Origin of the sequence: Mycobacteroides immunogenum (assembly GCF_001605725.1) — a bacterium.
GTDB classification, from domain to species: domain Bacteria; phylum Actinomycetota; class Actinomycetes; order Mycobacteriales; family Mycobacteriaceae; genus Mycobacterium; species Mycobacterium immunogenum.
The window spans coordinates 155490-174436 of sequence record NZ_CP011530.1 but is presented as its reverse complement, the minus strand read 5'-3'; the positions used below and the strand labels follow the sequence as shown (position 1 = coordinate 174436).

General features: G+C 64.9%; 19 protein-coding genes and 1 pseudogene. 8 read left to right on the top strand and 12 right to left on the bottom strand.

Translation table 11 applies throughout. The features are described from left to right. Positions 1-22: 22 nt before the first annotated feature. Positions 23-904: pseudogene (locus ABG82_RS29290) on the bottom strand (hypothetical protein); the annotation flags it as partial. A 316-nt stretch (positions 905-1220) separates the two neighbouring features. Between ABG82_RS29290 and ABG82_RS00855 the strand changes: the two are divergent. The 7 genes from ABG82_RS00855 to ABG82_RS00825 all read left to right on the top strand — a co-directional run bounded on the left by ABG82_RS00855 (position 1221) and on the right by ABG82_RS00825 (position 6907). Then, on the top strand, positions 1221-1877 hold the full coding sequence (locus tag ABG82_RS00855; protein ID WP_043077438.1) for a DUF6474 family protein: 657 nt from the start codon (positions 1221-1223) through the stop codon (positions 1875-1877). 3 nt (positions 1878-1880) lie between these two features. After that, a complete protein-coding gene (locus tag ABG82_RS00850) occupies positions 1881-2546 on the top strand; it encodes a YcnI family copper-binding membrane protein (protein ID WP_043077439.1) in 666 nt (221 codons plus the stop codon). Next, on the top strand, positions 2546-3112 hold the full coding sequence (locus ABG82_RS00845; RefSeq protein WP_043077440.1) for a copper resistance CopC family protein: 567 nt from the start codon (positions 2546-2548) through the stop codon (positions 3110-3112). Before ABG82_RS00850 ends, ABG82_RS00845 begins: the two co-directional genes overlap by 1 nt. A gap of 148 nt (positions 3113-3260) precedes the next feature. Further along, a complete protein-coding gene (locus tag ABG82_RS00840; RefSeq protein WP_043077441.1) occupies positions 3261-3881 on the top strand; it encodes a hypothetical protein in 621 nt (206 codons plus the stop codon). A gap of 67 nt (positions 3882-3948) precedes the next feature. Further along, positions 3949-4437: a ribonuclease E activity regulator RraA gene (gene rraA, locus ABG82_RS00835; RefSeq protein ID WP_043077442.1), complete on the top strand. Its 489-nt coding sequence runs from the start codon at positions 3949-3951 to the stop codon at positions 4435-4437. Further along, the gene (locus tag ABG82_RS00830; protein ID WP_043077443.1) at positions 4437-5624 is read left to right on the top strand and encodes an amino acid deaminase/aldolase; all 1188 of its coding nucleotides are present in this window, start codon (positions 4437-4439) and stop codon (positions 5622-5624) included. Before rraA ends, ABG82_RS00830 begins: the two co-directional genes overlap by 1 nt. Then, a complete protein-coding gene (locus tag ABG82_RS00825; protein WP_078343394.1) occupies positions 5621-6907 on the top strand; it encodes a D-arabinono-1,4-lactone oxidase in 1287 nt (428 codons plus the stop codon). The genes ABG82_RS00830 and ABG82_RS00825 overlap by 4 nt, the downstream gene beginning before the upstream one ends. Here ABG82_RS00825 and ABG82_RS28105 read toward each other — a convergent pair. Then, positions 6897-7064: a hypothetical protein gene (locus ABG82_RS28105; protein WP_155772763.1), complete on the bottom strand. Its 168-nt coding sequence runs from the start codon at positions 7062-7064 to the stop codon at positions 6897-6899. The two genes, ABG82_RS00825 and ABG82_RS28105, sit on opposite strands and share 11 nt — an antisense overlap. A gap of 105 nt (positions 7065-7169) precedes the next feature. Beyond that, positions 7170-7952: an enoyl-CoA hydratase/isomerase family protein gene (locus ABG82_RS00820; protein ID WP_043077445.1), complete on the bottom strand. Its 783-nt coding sequence runs from the start codon at positions 7950-7952 to the stop codon at positions 7170-7172. 81 nt (positions 7953-8033) lie between these two features. On the opposite strand from ABG82_RS00820, the gene ABG82_RS00815 reads away from it, so the two are divergent. Then, the gene (locus ABG82_RS00815; protein WP_157847526.1) at positions 8034-8687 is read left to right on the top strand and encodes a TetR/AcrR family transcriptional regulator; all 654 of its coding nucleotides are present in this window, start codon (positions 8034-8036) and stop codon (positions 8685-8687) included. Positions 8688-8743: 56 nt separating this feature from the next. On the opposite strand, the gene ABG82_RS00810 is transcribed toward ABG82_RS00815, so the two are convergent. The 9 genes from ABG82_RS00810 to ABG82_RS00770 form a co-directional block, all read right to left on the bottom strand. Then, positions 8744-10234, bottom strand: a complete 1491-nt coding sequence (locus tag ABG82_RS00810) for a flavin-containing monooxygenase (protein ID WP_043077446.1) — start codon at positions 10232-10234, stop codon at positions 8744-8746. Between the two features lie 111 nt (positions 10235-10345). Next, the gene (locus ABG82_RS00805; protein WP_043077447.1) at positions 10346-10957 is read right to left on the bottom strand and encodes a class I SAM-dependent methyltransferase; all 612 of its coding nucleotides are present in this window, start codon (positions 10955-10957) and stop codon (positions 10346-10348) included. Between the two features lie 7 nt (positions 10958-10964). Beyond that, on the bottom strand, positions 10965-12200 hold the full coding sequence (locus tag ABG82_RS00800) for a cytochrome P450 (protein ID WP_043077448.1): 1236 nt from the start codon (positions 12198-12200) through the stop codon (positions 10965-10967). Beyond that, positions 12197-13027, bottom strand: coding sequence for a mycofactocin-coupled SDR family oxidoreductase (locus ABG82_RS00795; protein ID WP_043077449.1), 831 nt, complete (start codon positions 13025-13027; stop codon positions 12197-12199). The genes ABG82_RS00800 and ABG82_RS00795 overlap by 4 nt, the downstream gene beginning before the upstream one ends. After that, on the bottom strand, positions 13011-14573 hold the full coding sequence (locus tag ABG82_RS00790; RefSeq protein ID WP_043077450.1) for a flavin-containing monooxygenase: 1563 nt from the start codon (positions 14571-14573) through the stop codon (positions 13011-13013). The genes ABG82_RS00795 and ABG82_RS00790 overlap by 17 nt, the downstream gene beginning before the upstream one ends. Continuing rightward, a complete protein-coding gene (locus ABG82_RS00785) occupies positions 14570-15163 on the bottom strand; it encodes a TetR/AcrR family transcriptional regulator (protein ID WP_043077451.1) in 594 nt (197 codons plus the stop codon). Before ABG82_RS00785 ends, ABG82_RS00790 begins: the two co-directional genes overlap by 4 nt. 44 nt (positions 15164-15207) lie before the next feature. Further along, positions 15208-16218 carry a PHP domain-containing protein gene (locus ABG82_RS00780; RefSeq protein WP_043077452.1) on the bottom strand — a complete coding sequence of 337 codons (1011 nt, stop codon included), beginning with the start codon at positions 16216-16218 and terminating at the stop codon, positions 15208-15210. A 9-nt stretch (positions 16219-16227) separates the two neighbouring features. Beyond that, the gene (locus tag ABG82_RS00775) at positions 16228-17616 is read right to left on the bottom strand and encodes a hypothetical protein (RefSeq protein ID WP_043077453.1); all 1389 of its coding nucleotides are present in this window, start codon (positions 17614-17616) and stop codon (positions 16228-16230) included. Further along, entirely contained in the window at positions 17616-18947 is a 1332-nt protein-coding gene (locus ABG82_RS00770; RefSeq protein WP_043077454.1) for a glycosyltransferase 87 family protein, read from the bottom strand. Before ABG82_RS00770 ends, ABG82_RS00775 begins: the two co-directional genes overlap by 1 nt.

Below are 18947 nucleotides of genomic sequence, written 5' to 3'. Positions count from 1 at the left end.
GGCTTGCCCCAGGATCACGGCCACCCTCGGACTCATGCTCGGGATTCGTGCCGGTGCCCGAACCCGGAGTGTGTGTCGAGGTACTGGGCTTCTTCTTCCAGATGATGATGGTGCGCCCGCCCATGTTGACCGTGACGCCGGGAACCTTGGGCTCCTCGGAAGCTGCCTCATGTTCGGTATGCGTGGTGCCGGTGGTGGGGGTATCGGCCGTTGCGCCCGGCGCCGTGGACGTGTGCGGCGAGGTAGCCGTTTCGGTCTTCGGCGTCGTCGCGGTCTCCGTCTTGGGTGACAGCGCACCGGCCACCGAGCCGAGCGCACCCTTCAAGGAGGGGCGTTCTTCGGTGTGAGTGCCCGTGGCACTGGAGTTTTCCGTAGCGCCAGCACCTTCGGCGGTCGGAGTATGCACTCCGGCAGAGCCACCCGAGTGCGGCAGCGTTACTCCCACGCCCCCGATTCCCCCGCCCGTCGAACCAGCCGGGGTACCCGCGGTATTGGTACCTGAACCCGCACTACCTGCCGGGCCGTCGGACGTCTTGCCGGTGGAGCCGACAGATCCGGGCTTCGGGACGTTTGCCCCGGGGCTCTTGTCTTTGTCTTTGTCTTTGTCGCTCTTGGCGGAATCGCTGCTGCTGGCCGCCGCGCTGTCCGATCCGGAGCCATGCAGGCTCTTACCGAAACTCGGGGACGACGGAGCATTGCGGCTTCCGCCGCTGCCCGGGCCACCGTTACCGCCGCCTCCGCCCAGCAGGCCGCCGGTCAGCTTGTGCAGGGCACCACCCAGGCCGTGATCGTGGTCGTGATCGTTGCCCGATCCGCCGCCCGGCTTGGCATCCGCCGCCGGCGTTGTGATGGCGAAGACTCCGAATCCGCCCATCAGGGTCCCAGAGCTGAGCACGGTCACCACGGCCGCGCGTGCGGAGGCACGCTTCAGCCGCTGGCTTCTCCTGCTCGGATTTGCTCGATGTCGCCCCACGGCGAACAGCATGCCGGGAATTTGCTCGGAGGTCAAATGTCTATCACAGATTGTGGGGTCTTTCACCTCATGTTCCTCATGGACCACCCGAATGATCGCCGTCAGGAATTCGCTGAGGGGCGGCGGGAACCTTTGCAGTGCACGCCACGACCACCTGAATACGAGGTCCTATCCGCACGGGGCCGACGCGGATCGGCGCGCTAGGGTTAGCGCCACACTCGCAACGCGATGAACGGAGGCCGCTGGGATGGGTTTTCTCACCAGCCGCAAGAGCCGCTCGACCAAGCGCGCCGAGGCGCGCGCCCTGAAGGCAAAGGCCAAGCTCGAAGCCAGGTTGGCGGCGCGCAATGACCGGCGACGGATGCGCGTGCAAGCGCGCTCCGAGTCCGCCGCCCGGCGCGACGCACGCAAGACCGAGCTGGCGACGTTGAAGGCACAGCGGCAAATCGCCCAAGACCAGCTCAGGGCGGTACGTGAGGGCAAGCTGCTCTCACCCACCCGCATCAAGCGCACGCTGACGGTGGTACGGCTGCTGGCCCCGGTGCTGTTGCCGGTGCTCTACAAGGCGGCGATCGCGGTTCGCGGGGTCCTGGATCAACGCCGCGCCGATCGTCTCGGCATTCCGCTGGCTGAGCTCGGCCAGTATTCGGGGTTCGGCGCGGAGCTGTCCGCCCGCATCGCGGGCGCCGAGCAGTCGCTGCAGGCCGTGCTCGATCGAGCCCCGAAGGACGCCGAGACCAAGAAGTTCACGTCAACAGTCCGGGCGCGGCTCGAGGAACTGGGCACGGCCGTCGGAGCTTCCGAGCACATGCCGCCGACCCGCCGGCGTGCGGCGCATGCCGCGATAGCCCGCGAGCTCGACGGCATCGACGCCGATCTGCTCGCACGACTGGGAGTGAGGTAATCCATGCGCGCGTTTCCCCGGGTGATCGCGGCGTCGGCCGCGGCGGCCACCGCCCTCGTCGCGCTGGCCATTCCGGCCTCCGCGCACGTGCGGGTGACCACTGACAACACCGCACGTGGCGGCTACGCGACGCTGGAGTTCTCGGTCCCGAACGAGTCTCAGACCAAAGCGCTGACCACCGAGCTGACCGTTCGGCTGCCGGACGTCGGTTCGGCGAGCACCGAGCTGTTGCCGGGCTGGACCAGCGCGGTCGATCGGGATACCGCGAAGGGCACCGTGCGGTCGGTGACATGGAAGGCCGTGGCCGGCAATGGGATCGGGCCCGACCAGTTCGCGTTGTTCCGGGTGCGCGTCAAGTTGCCCGATACCGATTCGGTGACGTTCCCGGCTACTCAGACTTACGCCGACGGCCAGGTGGTCACGTGGAATCAGCAGTCGCAGCCCGGTGGTGCCGAACCTGAGCACCCGGCGCCCACACTGGACTTGACTGAGGGCAAGGCCGATCACGACGGCCACTCGGCTCACTCACCCCAGGTTTCGGCCACCCATGAGTCCGGCGCAAGCGGTGCTCACCCAGACAAGACGGCACGCTGGTTCGGCGGGATCGGGCTGATCCTCGGCGCCGTCGCCCTCGTGCTTGCTGTGACGAATAGGCGGAAGCAACAGTGATGACAGTGCTACGGAAATCGGCCTCGGCGTTGGTTGCGGCGTTCATCGCGCTGACCCTCGGCCTGGCACTCCCGGCAGTAGCCTCGGCACACGCGGTCAAGGTCTCGTCCGATCCCGCCGAGAACGCTGTACTTTCGGGACCACCGGTGCAGGTCAGCGCCACCTTCAACGAACCGCTACAGAAGCGCTTCTCCGCGATGACCATCATCGGCCCGGACAGCAAGACCGATCCGTGGCAGTCGGGCGATCCCGTGGTTTCGGGCGCAGTGATTTCTGTCGGGATGAAGCCGGACGCCCCCGCCGGGAAGTACACGATCAACTACCGGGTGATCTCCGAAGACGGTCACCCGGTCGACGGGTCGTGGCCATTCACCATCACCGGCTCTGGCGCGCCGGCCGCCGCGGGCGCACCTGCGGTATCGCAGCAGCCATCGGGAGCCACATCCGCGGCACCTACGCCGTCCGCCGATTCCACCGATGGGGACCTACCTATGTGGCCGTTCGTGGTGGCCGTAGTGGTCTCGGTAGGCGCCGCGCTGTTTTGGACTCAGCGCCGTCAGTCGTGAGCGGCTGGGGGCTCGACTGGCCTTTTTGCGCCGTAACGGCATGATGGACAGCGGCGGGGCGGCAGAGATTCGGGTGTGAGCCGCCCATCGTGGCCGAGAGCGCGCCACGAACACCCAGGACGACCGAAACTTGCGAAGGAGCAGGCGCATGGCGGACCAGGACAATTCGGCCAACGAGCCCAACCAAACACCGGAGAAGGCAGCCAGCGGCGAGGCACCGAAGCCCGCGCCTCCGGCCCGCCCGGCGAAGGCCGCCAAGCGTCCGGCTGCCAAACGTGCGCCTGCCAAGCGGCCCGCCGGGTCATCGGCGCCGCCCAAGTCTGGCCCCAAGGCCGCATCCCCAGCGGAGGCTGCCCCGAAGCCGCCCGCAGCACCCAAGCCGCCCGTCAAGGCACCGGCACCCGAAGCTCCTAAGACCGCCGAGGCTGCCAAGCCTGCGCCGCCCGCGTCCGAGCCGGCGCCAGCCGCCCAGGCTCCGGCTCCGACTCCGGCTCCCAAACCTGTCGCACCGGCACCCAAGCCGGAAGCTCCCGCGCCGGCGCCCCTTCCCGAGCCCGCGCAGCCGGATCTCGCGGCCGCCGCGCGCGAGGCCGCCGCGCAGGCCAAATCCACCGTCGACTCCGCTCCGCCGCCGATCCCCGGCCCCGCGCCCGAACAGGGCCGGCAATCCCCGAACCTGAAGGTCATAATCGGCGCTGCAGTCGCGGTCCTGGCCCTGGTGCTGCTGCGTCGCCGGCGCGGACGTGAAGACGCCGTCGAATCGGAGTGATCGGTCCGGTCAGATTGCCTAGGCGGTGGCCTCCAACGGCGGCCACACCGGGCAATAAACTCGGGGTATGACGACCGCACCGATCACCCCCCGACCGACCGCCGACCTGGGAGACGAGCTCGGCATCGACATGGCCAGCTGCGATCTGCAGCTCACCCAGTACGGAGCGCGGCCGGTATTCGCCGGGGTCATCACCACGGTGCGTTGTCACCATGACAATGCACTGCTCAAATCCGTTCTGTCCGAGCCTAGTTCAGGTGGAGTGCTGGTCATCGACGGCGGCGGCTCGTTACATTGCGCGCTGGTCGGCGACGTGATCGCCGGGATCGCCGTCGACAGTGGCTGGTCGGGCCTGGTGATCAACGGCGTCGTCCGGGACAGTGCGGAGCTGGCGACCATGGACATCGGTATCAAGGCCCTGGGCACCAATCCCCGCAAGGGTCACAAGACCGGCGCCGGCGAACGCGATGTCGTCGTGAGCTTCGGCGGCATCGACTTCACACCGGGCGCTATCTGCTACGCCGACCATGACGGCGTTGTCGTGGTTCCTGCCTGATGTCGGTGCGGCGGCTGGCCGAGGCGCTGCGGGGGGCACCCGTGCCGCTGGCCGCGGTGGACATGGATGCGGCGCGATCCAATGCCGCGGCGTTGGTAGAAGCCGCATCCGGGCTACCCATCAGGGTTGCCAGTAAGTCGATACGCAGTACCGCGCTGATCCGGAAGTTTTTGGAGATACCGGGTTTTCAGGGGGTCCTGGCATTCACCCCGGCAGAGGCCGTGCATCTGGCCGACGCCGGTGTCGAGGACTTGCTGATCGCCTATCCCAGTGTCGACCGCGGGGCCCTGGCCACCGCGGCCCGTCACCGCTCTGTCATCCGGCCTTTGATCGATTCGGCCGACCACGTGCGTCTATTGGCGGACATCGCGCGTGAGACGAACGCCCCCATCCCGGTATGCCTGGATATCGATGCGGGTTGGCGACCTCTCGGCGGCCCGATGCATCTGGGACCGAAGCGATCACCCGTGCGCACTCCGGAGCAGGCGGCAGCCCTGACCGACCTGGTGTGCGCGACCCCGGGTCTGCGACTCGCGGCAGTGATGGCCTACGACGGGCAGATCGCCGGCGTGGGCGATATTGTGCCGGGAAATCCGTGGTACCAGTTGGCGGTTCGTGGAATGCAGGCCTCTTCCCTTCGCGAACTCGGCGAGCGCCTGCCCAGGATCTTGGACGCGGTGTCCGCGCGGCTACGGGCCGCGGGCGCACCGCCATTGGAGTTGGTGAACGCCGGCGGCACCGGCAGCCTCGCCCGTATCGCCGGGTTGGGCTTCGCCACTGAATTGGCCGCCGGGTCAGGCTTCTTCGCACCCGCACTGTTCGATCATTACCGCAGCCTGCGGCTGGATCCCGCCGCCGCGTTCGCGCTTCCGGTGGTTCGTAAACCCGCGCCGGACCTGGCCACGGTGCTGGGCGGCGGATACATCGCCAGTGGCCCGGCGGGTGCGAGCCGCGTTCCGGTTCCCTCGTGGCCCACGGGTTTATCCTTCGAGGCCTCCGAGGGCGCCGGCGAAGTGCAGACTCCCCTGCGCGGCGCGCGAGCGCTACAGATCGGCGACGTGGTGTGGTTCCGGCACGCCAAGGCCGGTGAGCTCTGCGAGCATTTCACCGAATTGCAGCTTGTCGAGCACGGCCAGCACGCCGGGTCGGTTTCCACCTATCGCGGCGAGGGAATGATGTTCCTGTGAGCGAATGGCGCAATTGGAGCGGCCAAACATCTTGCGCCCCAGCAATGGTGGCGCGTGCTCGGTCGGAAGAGGAACTGGCATTCGCCCTGAAACGTTCGGCGGGGCGCACCGTGCGGCCGATCGGCTCCTCCCATTCCTTCACCCAGCTCTGTGTCACCAACGATGTACAGATTGATATCTCCGAACTGCGCCAACTGATCTCGGTGGACGATCAGGATCGAGTACGCGTGCAGGCAGGAATCAGCCTGCACGACCTGAACCGCAAGTTGTTGCGGCACGGGCTGGCGCTACCCAACCTCGGCGATATCGACGTGCAGACACTGGCAGGGGCCGCGGCCACCGGCACACACGGGACCGGACTGAAATTCGGCAACGTTTCACAGACAGTCCTGTCCATGCGAATCATGGCTGCCGACGGAACCATTCACGAGATCAATGGCGGAGATGAGCTGCGCGCCGCTCGCATTTCGCTCGGCGCACTCGGCGTGGTCACCGAGTTCACCTTGCAATGCGTTCCGGCCTTCCGGCTGCACCGCCGTCAGTCCGTGCAGGATCTGGACAGCGTGCTCGCCGAGCTACCCACACTGCTGGCCGATACCGATCACCTTGAGTTGTATCTGTTTCCGCACACACGCCGGGTGCTGCTGCTGCAGTCGACCCGCACCGACGCGGCGCCGTGGCCACGCAATCCGCTCAAGCACTGGGTGGAACGCGACTTGGTGGAGAACGGTGCGCTCGGCGCACTGATGTGGACGGCCGGGCGGCTGCCCACCGCCGCCCCACATATATCCAAATTTGTTGCCGCCCTTGCTGGTTCCAACGAGTCTCAGGATGAGAGCGCGGCGGTGTTCGCCAGCCCCCGCAAGGTGAAGTTCACCGAGATGGAGTACTCACTCCCACTGGCCAATGCCCATGAAGCAATCGAGACCGCGCTGGCCACAATCGAGCGAAATCGGCATCTGGTGGCCTTCCCACTGGAGGTTCGTTTTACCCAGGCCGATGACGCGCTGCTGGCGCCTGCCTACGGGCGCGAGAGCGTATATCTGGCTGTACATCAAACAATTCACGGAGCGTGGGAGCCGTACTTCCGCGACCTTGAGCCCGTCCTGATCGGGTTGGGCGGGCGGCCGCATTGGGGCAAGCGGCACACGTTGACGGCCGGGCAATTGAGTGAGCGGTACCCCGAATGGCGCACATTCCAGAACATCCGTGCCCGCATGGATCCCGAGGGCACGTTCAGCGGCGACTACCTGAACCGGCTGCTAGGACCCGTCAGCCCCTGAACCAGGGCGGCGGCATCGGGAGATCGCGATCGGGCTCGATCGCGGCGCGTATTGTCCCGGCGCGCTCCCGGTCCCAGTCGACATCGGCGCTCCGGCCGGCAAGGGACGGCAACCCCGGCTCGTCGTCCACGACAGCGGGGAGGTGGTGTCGACCCACGATGCGCTCCTCTGCTCGCCCATTCCGGCTATCTGGATACGGTGCGTAACCAGAAATAGACTAGGCGGCCCTGGGCCATCCTTCAACCCCCGGCCGCAGGTGCGTCTATCCCAGACCGCTCCAGCGCGGTGTGCGGCCTTGCACGAACGCACGCGGTCCCTCGGTCGCGTCCCTTGAGCCCATGAGCCGCAGGTGGTCCTCCGTTTCTCGGGACGCCACCGCGTCGGGAGGCATGCCGGTCATCTGCGTGTCCCAGAGCAACCGCTTGGTGAGCGCCGCAGACTCGGGTGCCACATTGGCCGCTATATCGCGAGCCAGCTCCAGCGCAGCACCCAGCACCTCATCGGCGGGTAAGCAACGGTTGGCCAAGCCGGTTTCGACAGCCCGCCGAGCCGAGAAGCTCGTGCCGGTGAGCAGTAGTTCCGCCGCGACCGCCGTACCGACCAGCCTGGGTAGCGTCCAATGCGCCATGGCATCCGGCGCCATTCCCAAGCGCACCTGCGGTATCGCGTAACGCCCTTCCTCAGCGAGGATGCGGATGTCGGCGTGCAGGGCCAGCGTCATCCCGATACCGATCGCATGCCCATTCACCGCCGCGATAACGGGGGTCCTCAGCTCAAACGCGGTGGGCCGCACGGGCGACGCCGAGAAGTCCGGATTGGTTGGGGCAGCGAATGTTTCCGCGTCGGGAGAGATCTGCGCGCCACTGCAGAACGCGGGCGCGGTGCCGGTGAGCACGATAACCCGAACGGCCGGGTCATCATCGAAGAGGCGATAAGCGGCACCGAGTTGGCGTCCCAACTCGGCGGTGAAGGAATTACGCGTCGCCGGTCCATGCAGCGTGAGTGTCGCTACCCCGCCGTCGATATCGGCCAGCAGTTCGGTCACACCGAACCCTCCCAGCGGATCATCGATCGACCGTACATCGCAGTCCTTTCACGCGGAGCCGACCGCATAGACTCCGTGGTCGTGGCCAAACGATTGACGCGCTCTGAGGCTCAGGCGCAGACAAAGGCCCGCCTCGTGGAGTCCGCGACCCGGCTCTACCTACAGCATGGCTTCGCGGCGACATCGAATGAGCAGGTGGCTGAAGACGCGGGCTACAGCCGTGGCGCGGTGTACTCCAACTTTCCGAGTAAAGAGGCGCTGGCGCTAGAGGTCATCGATCGCCACACCGAGCAAGTTATGCAGAGCTACCGCCAATCACTCGCCGAGGATTCTCCGGCAGACCGCCTAGAAAGGTTTCAGGCGTGGATTGAGCAGTCCCTCAGCGAAACCGGCTGGGCCCTGCTGAAGATAGAGCTCGCGCTCGTCGCCCGGCATAATTCCGCGCTCAACGATGAGCTGGCCGACCGCGACAAGACCATGCTCCAGCACGTTGCCGACATGATCGCGCAGCTCGATGAAGATCGCGGGCTGCCCGAACAAAGCGTGCGGGACCTCGCCCGCCTGTGCGTCGCGGTAGGTCAGGGAGTCGCTCTCGACAGCATCAAGGACCCGTCGTCGACGATCGACTGGACGGCGCGGCTGCTGACCGCGGCACGACCGCTGCTGCCCATGCAACCAATGCTTTCGGCCCTGATCGCCGCGAGCGCGAATCACACAGCACCAGAACAGAAGTAGCTTTGACGAAACGGCCGGGTGCCATGTCGTGACACCCGGCCGTTCTGGAGAAATGCTCAGCTATTGACGGCTGCCCGCTCGGCGGCAGGCTCTGCTGCCACCTTCTTCCTGCCGAAGCGCATGCCTTCGGTGACCCGGCTGCGACGCATCATCCCGATGTCGTAGGCGTAGTTCTGCTTCAAACGCCACGGGTGCTTGTCGCCCTGTTTGGGCAATTCATCCAGCGCGCGCAACACGTACCCCGGGGTGAAGTCCATGAACGGCTGCTTCTCCAGAGTCTCATCCGCCAGCTCCGGAACTGCTGTGACATAACCGTTCTCGTCCATGTAGTTCAGCAGTCGGCCCACATACTCCGAGACCAGGTCGGCCTTGAGGGTCCACGAGGCGTTGGTGTAGCCAATGGTGAATGCCATGTTCGGAACGCCGGTGAGCATCGCACCCTTGTAAACGGTCTGCGCGGGCAGGTCCACCGGCTCGCCGTCGACAGTCGGGATGACACCGCTGAAGAACTTCAGATTCAGACCCGTCGCCGTGATGATGATGTCGGCGTCGAGGTGCTTGCCCGACTTCAGCTTGATGCCGGTTTCGTCGAACGTCTCGATGTGATCGGTGACGATATCGGCCTCACCCTTGCGAATCGCTTTGTACAGGTCGCCATTGGGCACCACACACAGACGTTCGTCCCACGGGTTGTACTTGGGGCCGAAGTGGGTCTGGTAGTCGAAACCCTTGGGCAGCTGAAGCTTGGCCTGCGCCATGATCAGCCGGCGCGCGGCGCGCGGGAACTTGCGGCTGGCCTGGTAGCTGAAGATCAATTGGCCGATGTTGATCCAGCGCGCGATCGGGTAAGCAACCTTGGGCGGCAGGATCTTTCGCAGCCCATTGATGATCGGGTTCTCGTTGGGCAGCGACATGATGTATGTGGGCGAGCGCTGCAACATGGTGATGTGGCCGGCGTTGGGCGCCATCGCAGGAACCAGCGTGACCGCAGTGGCACCGGAACCGATAACCACGACCTTCTTGCCCTGGTAATCCAGATCCTCGGGCCAGTGTTGTGGGTGCACCACGGTGCCCTTGAAGTCCGCCACCCCCGGAAACTCTGGTGAGTAGCCCTGGTCGTAGTCGTAGTAACCGCTGCAGCAGAACAGGAAGGAACACGTGTACTCGACGGTCTTGCCATCGTGATCCACCTGGACCGTCCACTGCTGAGTTTCGGTGTTCCAGGCCGCGCCGACCACCTTCTGCCGGTAGCGGATGTGCCCGTCGATACCCGCGTTGGCCGCCGTCTTGTGTACGTAGTCAAGGATCGACGGACCGTCGGCCAGGGTCCGGCTGTCATTCCATGGAGAGAAACGGAACCCCAGTGTGTACATGTCCGAGTCGGACCGGATGCCGGGATACTTGAACAGGTTCCAGGTGCCACCCATGTCGTCGCGGGCCTCAAGCACCGCGTAGGTCTTGGACGGGCAGCGATCCTGGATGTGCCAGGCGGCACTGATTCCGGAGATACCTGCGCCGACAATGAGCACGTCAAAGTGTTCGGACATGCCGCGATGCTACCGCTTACGGTTCGGCGAGAAAAGTAAAGTTAGACCCTTGCGATCCCGATCACACTGTGCCAATGACCTGACCGCGATGCCACAGGTCATGAGGTGTACTCACCGCGTCGTGGCTGATCCTGGCCGGTGCGCCGCCGGTCCCTTGACGGCGTCGAAGTAGTGGTTGCCACCCTCGTCTACATATTCATGAGCGACTGAGATCCCGACCGCGGCCAACCGCTGCCGATACTCGTCGGCACCGAGGGATCGCGATTCCAATCCAGTCAACACGTCGGTACCGGATGCGATGTGCGCCGACGAGGTGAAAAGCAGTCGGCCGCCAGGCACCAACGCCTCAGCGATCCGCTGAATCAGGCGACGCTGGTCCTGAACTGTCAGCAGAAACATGAGGCCCCAAGCCAGGATCCCATCGAAAGTCCGGTCGAAGAACGTCGAGTCTTGGACCGCCTCGCACACAACCGGTGTGGTGGGCAGGTTGCGCCGAAACTCCCGGACGAGAGACGGCGCCGCATCGATGCCGTACACACCAAGTCCCGCGCCCACCAACACTTCGGTGATCGGGACACCGGGCCCACAGCCCAGATCAAGGACAGCGGCACCCCGCGGTAACGCGTTGGCCCAGTCCTGAACCCGCGCTACTCCGATGCTGGGTGACCGAACCTTCATAAATTCGGCGGCGGCGGCCTCATATCCGTGTGACCGATCGACCATGACGACCTCAGCCGACGTAGTTCGCCGGCAGTGTCACCACACCGTTGATCCACCCCGAGCGAAAGCGGGTGGGCCCACCGGTCGGCACCAGGTTCGGCAGCCGGTCGGCCATCGCGTCGAACATGATGCCGATTTCCAGCCGGGCCAGATTCGCTCCGAGGCAGTAGTGGATCCCGTGGCCGCCGAAGGCGAGGTGCGGGTTGGGGTCGCGTTCAATGTTGAAGGTGAAGGGATCGTCGAACACGTCCTCGTCAAAGTTGGCCGACGCATAGAACATTCCGACGCGCTGGCCCTTGCGGATCTGCACCCCGCCAAGTTCCACATCCTGAAGCGCGGTGCGCTGAAAGGCGATGATGGGGCTGGCCCACCGGATGATCTCATCGGCTGTTGTCTGTGGGCGGCACTCGCGATACAGCTGCCATTGTGCCGGATTGTTGGCGAAGGCCAACACGCCATGAGTGATCGCGTTGCGTGAGGTCTCGTTGCCCGCGACCATGAGTTGAATGACGAAGTAGGCGAACTCCAAGGGAGTCAGCGGGCGGTCATCGTAGGCGCCTTGCACCAGCCCGGTCAGGATGTCATCTCGCGGATTCAATTGCCGTTCTTCCGCCATCGCGTATGCGTAGCCGAGCATCGAAACCGTCGCGGTGGTGGCCGTATCCTTGCCGATGGCGGGGTCGTCGTAGGCGAACATCTGATTGGTCCAGTCCAGCACCTGTTGCCTGTCCGATTCCGGAATGCCGACAAGGTCGGCGATGGCATGCATCGGCAACACCGAGGCGATATCGGAAACGAAGTTACCGCTCGATTTTTGGGCGGCCGCCTCCACTATTCCCCTGGCGCGCTCGACGAGCCGCGCGTGCAATCCCGCCACAGCCTTGGGGGTGAAAAGTGGCGAGACGATACGCCGCAGGACACGGTGCTTGGGTTCGTCCATATCGATCAGCAGGTTCTCACGCTGGATTTCGAGTTGCTCGGCGGTGATGTCCTGGTTGTAGCGCACCACTGTGGTGTTCACACTGTTGGAGAACATATCGCTGAGGCGTGACACCTCCTTGATATCAGCGTGTTTGGTCACCACCCAGTAGCCTTCGTCGTCGAATCCGGCCACTCCCCTGGGTTGGGCGTTCCACCAGATGGGTTCGGTCTTCCGTAGATGCGCGAACTCCTCGGCGGGCATGCGCTGCTGAATCAGGTCCGGGTCGGTGAAATCGAAACCTGGCGCGAACGGACATGTGGTCATCTCTTCAGGTACCCCTTGTCGACGGGAATCTGCGCGCCGGTCATGACACCAGAGGCGTCGCCCGCGAGCCATGCCACCACTTCGGCGATCTCGGCGGGCTCAACGAGTCTGTCGTTATCCACCAGCGTTTGACTGAAACTTTGCAGGTATGCGGGGTGCTTCTCGAACATTCTCAGCACCGACTGGTCAGCCGCCAAGGGTGTATTGGTTCCGTAGGGGTGAATGGAGTTGACACGAATCCCGTACTCCCCCAGCTCGACTGCGAGTGAGTTCGTCAAACCCACCACACCGAACTTTGCCGCCACGTAGTGCCCGCAGCCCGGCATGGCCTTGATCCCCGCCGACGAGCTCACCGTGATGATGGATCCGCCGTTGCCTGCCTGGATCATGGCCGGTACCGCCGCCTTGATGGTGTTCCACACGCCGGTCAGATTGACGTCGATCACATCGCGCCACTGGTCGGCCTCGATCTCCCAGAGCCGCGCCCAGCTGGCGATACCCGCATTGGCCACCACGACGTCCAGACGCCCGAACCTGGTGATCGCTTCCTGGATCACCTTCTGCTGTCCCGCGAGATCGCGCACGTCGACACGCTCGGCGATGATGTCGCGTCCCAGATCCTTTACCGCGGCGACGGTCTCGTCGAACTCCTCGAGTGTGGTCGCCGGGTACTCGTTGTAGGGCGAGGGCTTGTCGCAGGTGTCGATGGCCACGATATCGGCGCCGTCGGCCGCCAACCGGAGGGCGTGTGCGCGCCCCTGTCCGCGTCCGGCTCCGGTGATGTACGCGACGCGGCCGGCCAGGGGCTTGTCAGGCTGACTTGTCATAACGCACCTCCGCATCCATGGAAGCCGGCCGCAACGAGTAGTCGGCGATGCGGGAATGCCTGGAGAACCAGTTCATTTCGCTCACCGTTTGCGGACGGTAATACCGTGCCTCGCCCTTGGAGTTGACGAAGTAAGTACTCAGCGGCGGCTGACAATCGGTGGCATACAGCCGGATTGCCTTGCTCTGATGCGCCATTCGGCGTACCCATCTGTCGAACGCACGCTGACTCACTTCCGCGACCTCGCGCCGGCGCCGGCGCGATTCGCCGATGATTCGGGCTGCGTGGCGTGCATTGGCCTCTACCATCGCGTGCCAGCCCTGCCCCTGGTTGCCCTCGGGTCCCACCAACATCCACCGGTTGGGCAACCCAGGCAACGCGGATCCGCCGTAGGTACGCATCTCGTTGTCGCGATAGTATTCACCAAGGTCAAATCCATTGCGGCCCTGAACCACTCCCGGTTCGTAGTGTTCCGGGTCCGTATAGATCTGGTATCCCGTCGCCAACACCAGAAGGTCGACAGCGTGGTGTGTTCCGTCTGCCGTCTCGATACCGGTCTCGGTGACGCACGTGATCGGTTCGGTGACCAGTCGAACCGCACCGGCATCCACGGCCTGCAGGAAGTCGTTCGACAAGATGGTGCGTCGCGCGAGTATGCCGTAGCTGGGCATCAGGGCGTCCCGCAGTTTCGGGTCCCTGACGATGCCCGCCAGCAGATTGCGGTACCACCGCCTCGCCATGTTGTCGTACCGGGGAATCAGAAGGCGCAGTATCGATTCCGGAAGCAGTGGCAGCAAGTGAAACAGCAGGGCCTCCGCGATATCCATGGCCGCGACAATCAGCATGTTGATGATCGTCAGCACGAACGGCGCGTTGAGGATCCGCTGAGCGCGCGGCGATAGATCGGGGTTGGGCTTGGGGATGATCCATGCGGGCGTGCGCTGGAAGGTGGTTACCGACGCGGCAGTCCGGGCGACGGCGGGCGCGATCTGGATGCCGCTGGAGCCCGTACCGATGACCGCGACACGCTTCCCGCCGTAGTCGTACGAGTGGTCCCACGCGTTCGGGCGCATGACCCTGCCGCGAAAGTCGCTGATGCCGGGGATATCCGGGCCCGGTTTGGTGTCGATGTATCCACCCACGGCGCTGATCACATACCTGGCGCGGATGGGCGGCCGTCCCGCGATGGTGAGTTCCCAGTAGTCGCTGGGCTCGTTCCAGCGTTCCGCGATCACCTCGCTGTCACCGCGGAAATGCCTGCGCAGCCCCAGCTGTGCCACCACCGACAGGTGATAGCGCTGGATGTCGGCGCCGTCGGCAAACAGTCTGTTCCACTGCCCGGTGCGCGCGAAACTCAATTGGTAGAACAACACCGGGATATCGACGGCGAGCCCGGGATAGGTGTTGTCGCGCCAGGTGCCACCGAAGTCGGCGGCGCGGTCCAAGATCACGAAATCGTCGATGCCCTGCCTGCGCAGATAGTGGGCGGCGGCGATGCCGCCCGGACCTGCGCCGATGATTGCGACCCGAAAGTCGATGTCCGTCATGCCAGTCCGCGCAGGATGTAACGGGAGAAGTAGCCGCGCACCCGGTCCGGGTCCTTCAGGTCGACGGAGATGGCGGGCAGCACTTCGATACTCATCAGGGTTCGCATGATCCATTCGGCCGCCTCGGTGGCGTCGACGTCATTGCCGACTTCTCCCCTCCTCTTGGCCGCGTCCACCTGTGGCACCCAGAACTCGACAGAGCGGCGCATCAGGTCGTCGCCGCATTCTTCGAGCACCAGCTCCAGCACGTTCGAGACATGCAGCGTCGGATCGAGCCGATCGGACCAGGCGCGGTGGTCGCTGATACGCACCGCGGCCTCACCGACCTGATCGGTGAGGGTGGTCTTGGCACTCACCGCTCCGGCGAACAGCTCGATGAAGGCGCCCGCGATGAAGCCCACGGCGACATCGATGGCTTCCTTCTTGCCGCCGAACCAGTTGTAGATGGTGCCACGTGAAACACCCGCCTCGTCGGCGGCGGCCGAGAGGCTGAATCGTTGAATTCCGGATCTGACCAGGGTCTGTGCGACGGCAGCGACGATCGGTTCGGGAACCTCGCCGCGCGGGCCCGTCGTCTTCACGAGCTTCACGTTTGAACACTTTGCGCGAATGTGTTCAAAGTGTCAATAGGCGATTATCGGGCTTGTTGCGTCCGGGCCAGCAGCTGCTCGACGGGCCAGGTGTTGATCACGCGTTCCTCCGGGACCCCCGCGTCGAGCGCGCGCTCGCAGCCGTACCCGGAGAACTCCAGCTGCCCTGGCGCGTGCGCGTCGGTATCGATGGAAAAATCGCAGCCGATGTTCAACGCCAGGTCCAGCAGCCGGCGCGGCGGATCCCGGCGCTCCGGTCGCGAATTGATCTCGACGGCCGTGCCAGAATCGCGACAGGCCCGAAATACCTCGGCGGCATCGAATTTCGACTCGCCGCGAGTGCCGCGCTCCCCCTCCACCAGCCGCCCCGTGCAATGTCCCAGCACATCCACGCGCGGGTTGGTGACGGCAGCGATCATGCGCCGTGTCATGGCGGCGGAATCCATCGCCAGCTTGGAATGCACGCTCGCCACCACGATGTCGAGCTGATCGAGAAGCTCGGGGTCCTGATCCAGATCACCGTCATCCAGAATGTCGACCTCGATGCCTGTCAGAATTCGCATGGGCGCCATCTGATCTCGCAGACCGTCGATGACTTTCAGCTGAGCGCGCAGCCGGTCCGCCGATAGCCCGTTGGCCACCCGCAGACGGGGCGAATGGTCGGTGAGCGCACAGTATTCGTGGCCGAGCGCCTTGGCGGCGCTCATCATCTCCTCGATGGGGACCGATCCATCCGACCAGTTGGAGTGCAGATGCAGATCACCCTTGAGTGCCTCCCGCATAGTGCCACCACCGGTGCTCTGGGCATTGGCACGCAGTTGTTCCAGGGTCGCCGGGACCTTGCCTGCCCAAGCCTCGGCGGCGACGGTCGCCGTCTTGGGCCCCAGGCCCGTCAGGCTTTTCCAGGTCTTGTTGTCGCCATGACGTTCTCGTTCTTCGGGACTGAGTGCGGCGATGGCCTCGGCGGCCTTGCGGTAGGCCATGACTCGACGGGATTCCTCACGCGCGAGCTCCTTGTAGTACGCGATCTCGCGTAGCGCGCTAACCGGGTCCATAGTCAGACCTTAGGCGTGGTGGATGCGATCGATCACGTACGCCAGCTGATCGCGTTGCTCGCGCAGCGCCTGCTCAGCTTCCGGCCAGGCCTTGTTCACACCCGACACTGATACGTACGGTGTCCCCGCGTAGAGCACGACGCCGCGCACCCGCGCTGTCTGTGCCACCGTGCCTGTCACTTCGCAGATGGCGTTGCCGCCCTTGGCGTGGCCCAGAGTCAGCACCACCCGCTCATAGCCGCTGACCAACTCGCCGTGAATTCTGATGGGCGGCAGGGCCGTCAATGACGGACTCCAACCGGTACCGACACAGACTTCCGGGGTGTCGAGGTGTTCCCGGCATTGTTGAATCCACCGGTCGAGTAATGCCAGTCCGTCCACGCCGGCGCGTTCCCGCAGCACCTTCGTACCGTTGGCCACAACCCGCAGATCGCCTCCCGGCGGCGACGTGCGCCACGCGTCTTCGCTGCCGCGTCCCCTGGACGCCAGCGGGTCGTTTTCGCACGATTGGGTATCCGTAGTGACGGTGGGCGGCGGAAAGTCGGGGGGCCGGATACGCACATCAGACTCCACCGCAGGCTGCGCCATGGCAGGTGTCGCAATCCGTGCCGGAGGCCACTGGGCGATGCTGGACGTCGAGATCACGGTGTTGGGCTTCTCTGCCGCTTGGGCGACGAACGCCCGCACCATCTGCGCTAAGTCGCCTTCCCCGGAATTCTCACGGGTAGGGAAGGTCTCGGCGCGCAGCACCATCCCATTGCGGGCGATCACCACGGCACGATTGTTGGGGTCGGCGTAGTTCGGGTCCGGGGCGATGGGCGGAGTGATGTTTCGGTGCTCGAATTGGATTGCGTCGCTCGGCATTACCGGACTATTGCGAATCATTCGAATGATATGGGTGTTGTGGAACTCATCGACGTACCGCGCGCAGTGGTTGCCCCACGCGACCATATCGTCCACTACATCACGGTCTGGCCAGGTGCTCCACAGCTGCACACGCAAGCTCGGTCCGCCGCGATTCGGCCTCTTGTAATAGGCACCAATCAGCATGGGCCTGTTGGGGTCGCCGGGCTCCGGGGCAAAACCACACCGAGCACGCCTCGATCTGGCGTAATCGTCATCGCCATGAGGTGCCCAGTAGTTCATTTCCAACCAGCCGGGCGCATTGGCCAGCGCCGGCAGATACCGCAGCAGCGGATGCTCCGGTATCGGCGTGGGCACATAGGCGGTAGGGGCTGCGGGCGTGCTCGTGCTGGGTGTGGCCACGGGATCGCTGGATGGGGCCGCGGAATCACGCCTTTGGGAAATCACGACGGATGTGATGATCAGCGCCGCAACCAGCGCGGCCGCACCGGCCAGCAGCATCCATCGTCTGGCAGTCGGCGGCGCGTCGGTCATCAGGCGCGTGCCCCCATAGGCTCGTCAAGATCGTCGGGGACGAAGTCCTCGATGTCCGCGGTCAGCAGCGCGAGCTCGTCCTGTGGGGCAGTCGTATAGGTGCTCAGGCGCAGCCAGCCGGCGGCGCCGATCATGAAGCAGAGAAACACCAACGGATACCAGCCGCTCGCCAGCTGGCCCACCCAGAAGGGCCGCAGATCCAGGAAATTCCAGTACGCCCCGCTGAAGTAGATGGTGGTGTTTCCGCGCCCCGGCCGGTGCAGAGTCCACATGAAGACCAGCGCGAAAAGACCGCCCGCGCGGTAGGCCCACCCGCGCGACCAAGGCCGTTGCGCTGTACATGCTTTCGCGACCATCCAGATGATCGCGGGTGCGAACCACACCCAGTGCGCGGCCCAGCTGAACGGCGATACCGCACAGCCGGTAAGGCCCACCAACACCACCGCCAGCGTTCGTTCACCCCGGCGGTACGCCCACACGGCCACAGCAAGACCCGCGGCAAGTGCCAAGAGGCTCAACACAATCCACAGCCATTCCGGGCGCGGCAGAGGAAAGAAGTACCTGGCCAGAAATCCGTTGATCGACTGGTTTGCCAGGTGGTCAATCCGGCTGATGTGCGCGGTGTCGCCCAGATGGCTCCAGAACCATCCACTGTCACGCGGCAGCAGCGGCCACGTCAACGCCACGGTGGCGGCGAACGTGCCCGTGGCGATCGCCGAAGCACGCCACTGGCGGGTAAGCAGCAGGTACGGCAGGAAGATCAGCGGGGTGAGCTTGATGCCCGCGGCAAGACCGAGCCCTATGCCCCGCCACCGGGACTGCGGCGGACCCAGCAGATCGAGAAGCACCGCGGCCATGAGCAGGACGTTGATCTGCCCCCACCAGAGCGTCGCCTGAACCGGCTCGACATCGATGACCATCACTGCGAGCGCCACACTGACAATGAGCAGCCGTCCGTCGCCGCGGATACCGGCCAGCCGCAGGATGCGCCACGCGATCAGTGCGAGGGCGCAAAGCGAGAGCACCAGCAGTACCCACTTGGCGACCTCGAATGACGCCCATCCCAGCGGGGCGAGGATCAGTATCGCGAAGGGCGGATACACGAACCAGGCCTGGTTGAGCGCCGGCGCCTCGTACAGCCGCTTGCCCTCCCACAGCCCCCGCACCGCGGCGCGGTAGGTGTCCAGGTCGTAGCCGTTCTCGGTCAGTCCAAAAAAACGGATGCCGAACGGGACCAGCTGGTCATGTACCACCATCGCCAGTACCGCCACCACCACCGCGATCACCGCGGCCTTACGCGGCAGCCGCCTCTCCCCACCCCAGCTGTGCAC

What these genes read in the sequence shown, in the direction of transcription:
- ABG82_RS00830 (WP_043077443.1), top strand. Translation starts at nt 4,437, where the DNA reads ATGTCGGTGCGGCGGCTGGCCGAGGCGCTGCGGGGGGCACCCGTGCCG.
- rraA (WP_043077442.1), top strand. Translation starts at nt 3,949, where the DNA reads ATGACGACCGCACCGATCACCCCCCGACCGACCGCCGACCTGGGAGAC.
- ABG82_RS00775 (WP_043077453.1), bottom strand. Translation starts at nt 17,616, where the DNA reads ATGACCGACGCGCCGCCGACTGCCAGACGATGGATGCTGCTGGCCGGT.
- ABG82_RS00810 (WP_043077446.1), bottom strand. Translation starts at nt 10,234, where the DNA reads ATGTCCGAACACTTTGACGTGCTCATTGTCGGCGCAGGTATCTCCGGA.
- ABG82_RS00850 (WP_043077439.1), top strand. Translation starts at nt 1,881, where the DNA reads ATGCGCGCGTTTCCCCGGGTGATCGCGGCGTCGGCCGCGGCGGCCACC.
- ABG82_RS00780 (WP_043077452.1), bottom strand. Translation starts at nt 16,218, where the DNA reads ATGGACCCGGTTAGCGCGCTACGCGAGATCGCGTACTACAAGGAGCTC.
- ABG82_RS00790 (WP_043077450.1), bottom strand. Translation starts at nt 14,573, where the DNA reads ATGACGGACATCGACTTTCGGGTCGCAATCATCGGCGCAGGTCCGGGC.
- ABG82_RS00855 (WP_043077438.1), top strand. Translation starts at nt 1,221, where the DNA reads ATGGGTTTTCTCACCAGCCGCAAGAGCCGCTCGACCAAGCGCGCCGAG.
- ABG82_RS00840 (WP_043077441.1), top strand. Translation starts at nt 3,261, where the DNA reads ATGGCGGACCAGGACAATTCGGCCAACGAGCCCAACCAAACACCGGAG.
- ABG82_RS00800 (WP_043077448.1), bottom strand. Translation starts at nt 12,200, where the DNA reads ATGACCACATGTCCGTTCGCGCCAGGTTTCGATTTCACCGACCCGGAC.
- ABG82_RS00795 (WP_043077449.1), bottom strand. Translation starts at nt 13,027, where the DNA reads ATGACAAGTCAGCCTGACAAGCCCCTGGCCGGCCGCGTCGCGTACATC.
- ABG82_RS00845 (WP_043077440.1), top strand. Translation starts at nt 2,546, where the DNA reads ATGACAGTGCTACGGAAATCGGCCTCGGCGTTGGTTGCGGCGTTCATC.
- ABG82_RS00805 (WP_043077447.1), bottom strand. Translation starts at nt 10,957, where the DNA reads ATGGTCGATCGGTCACACGGATATGAGGCCGCCGCCGCCGAATTTATG.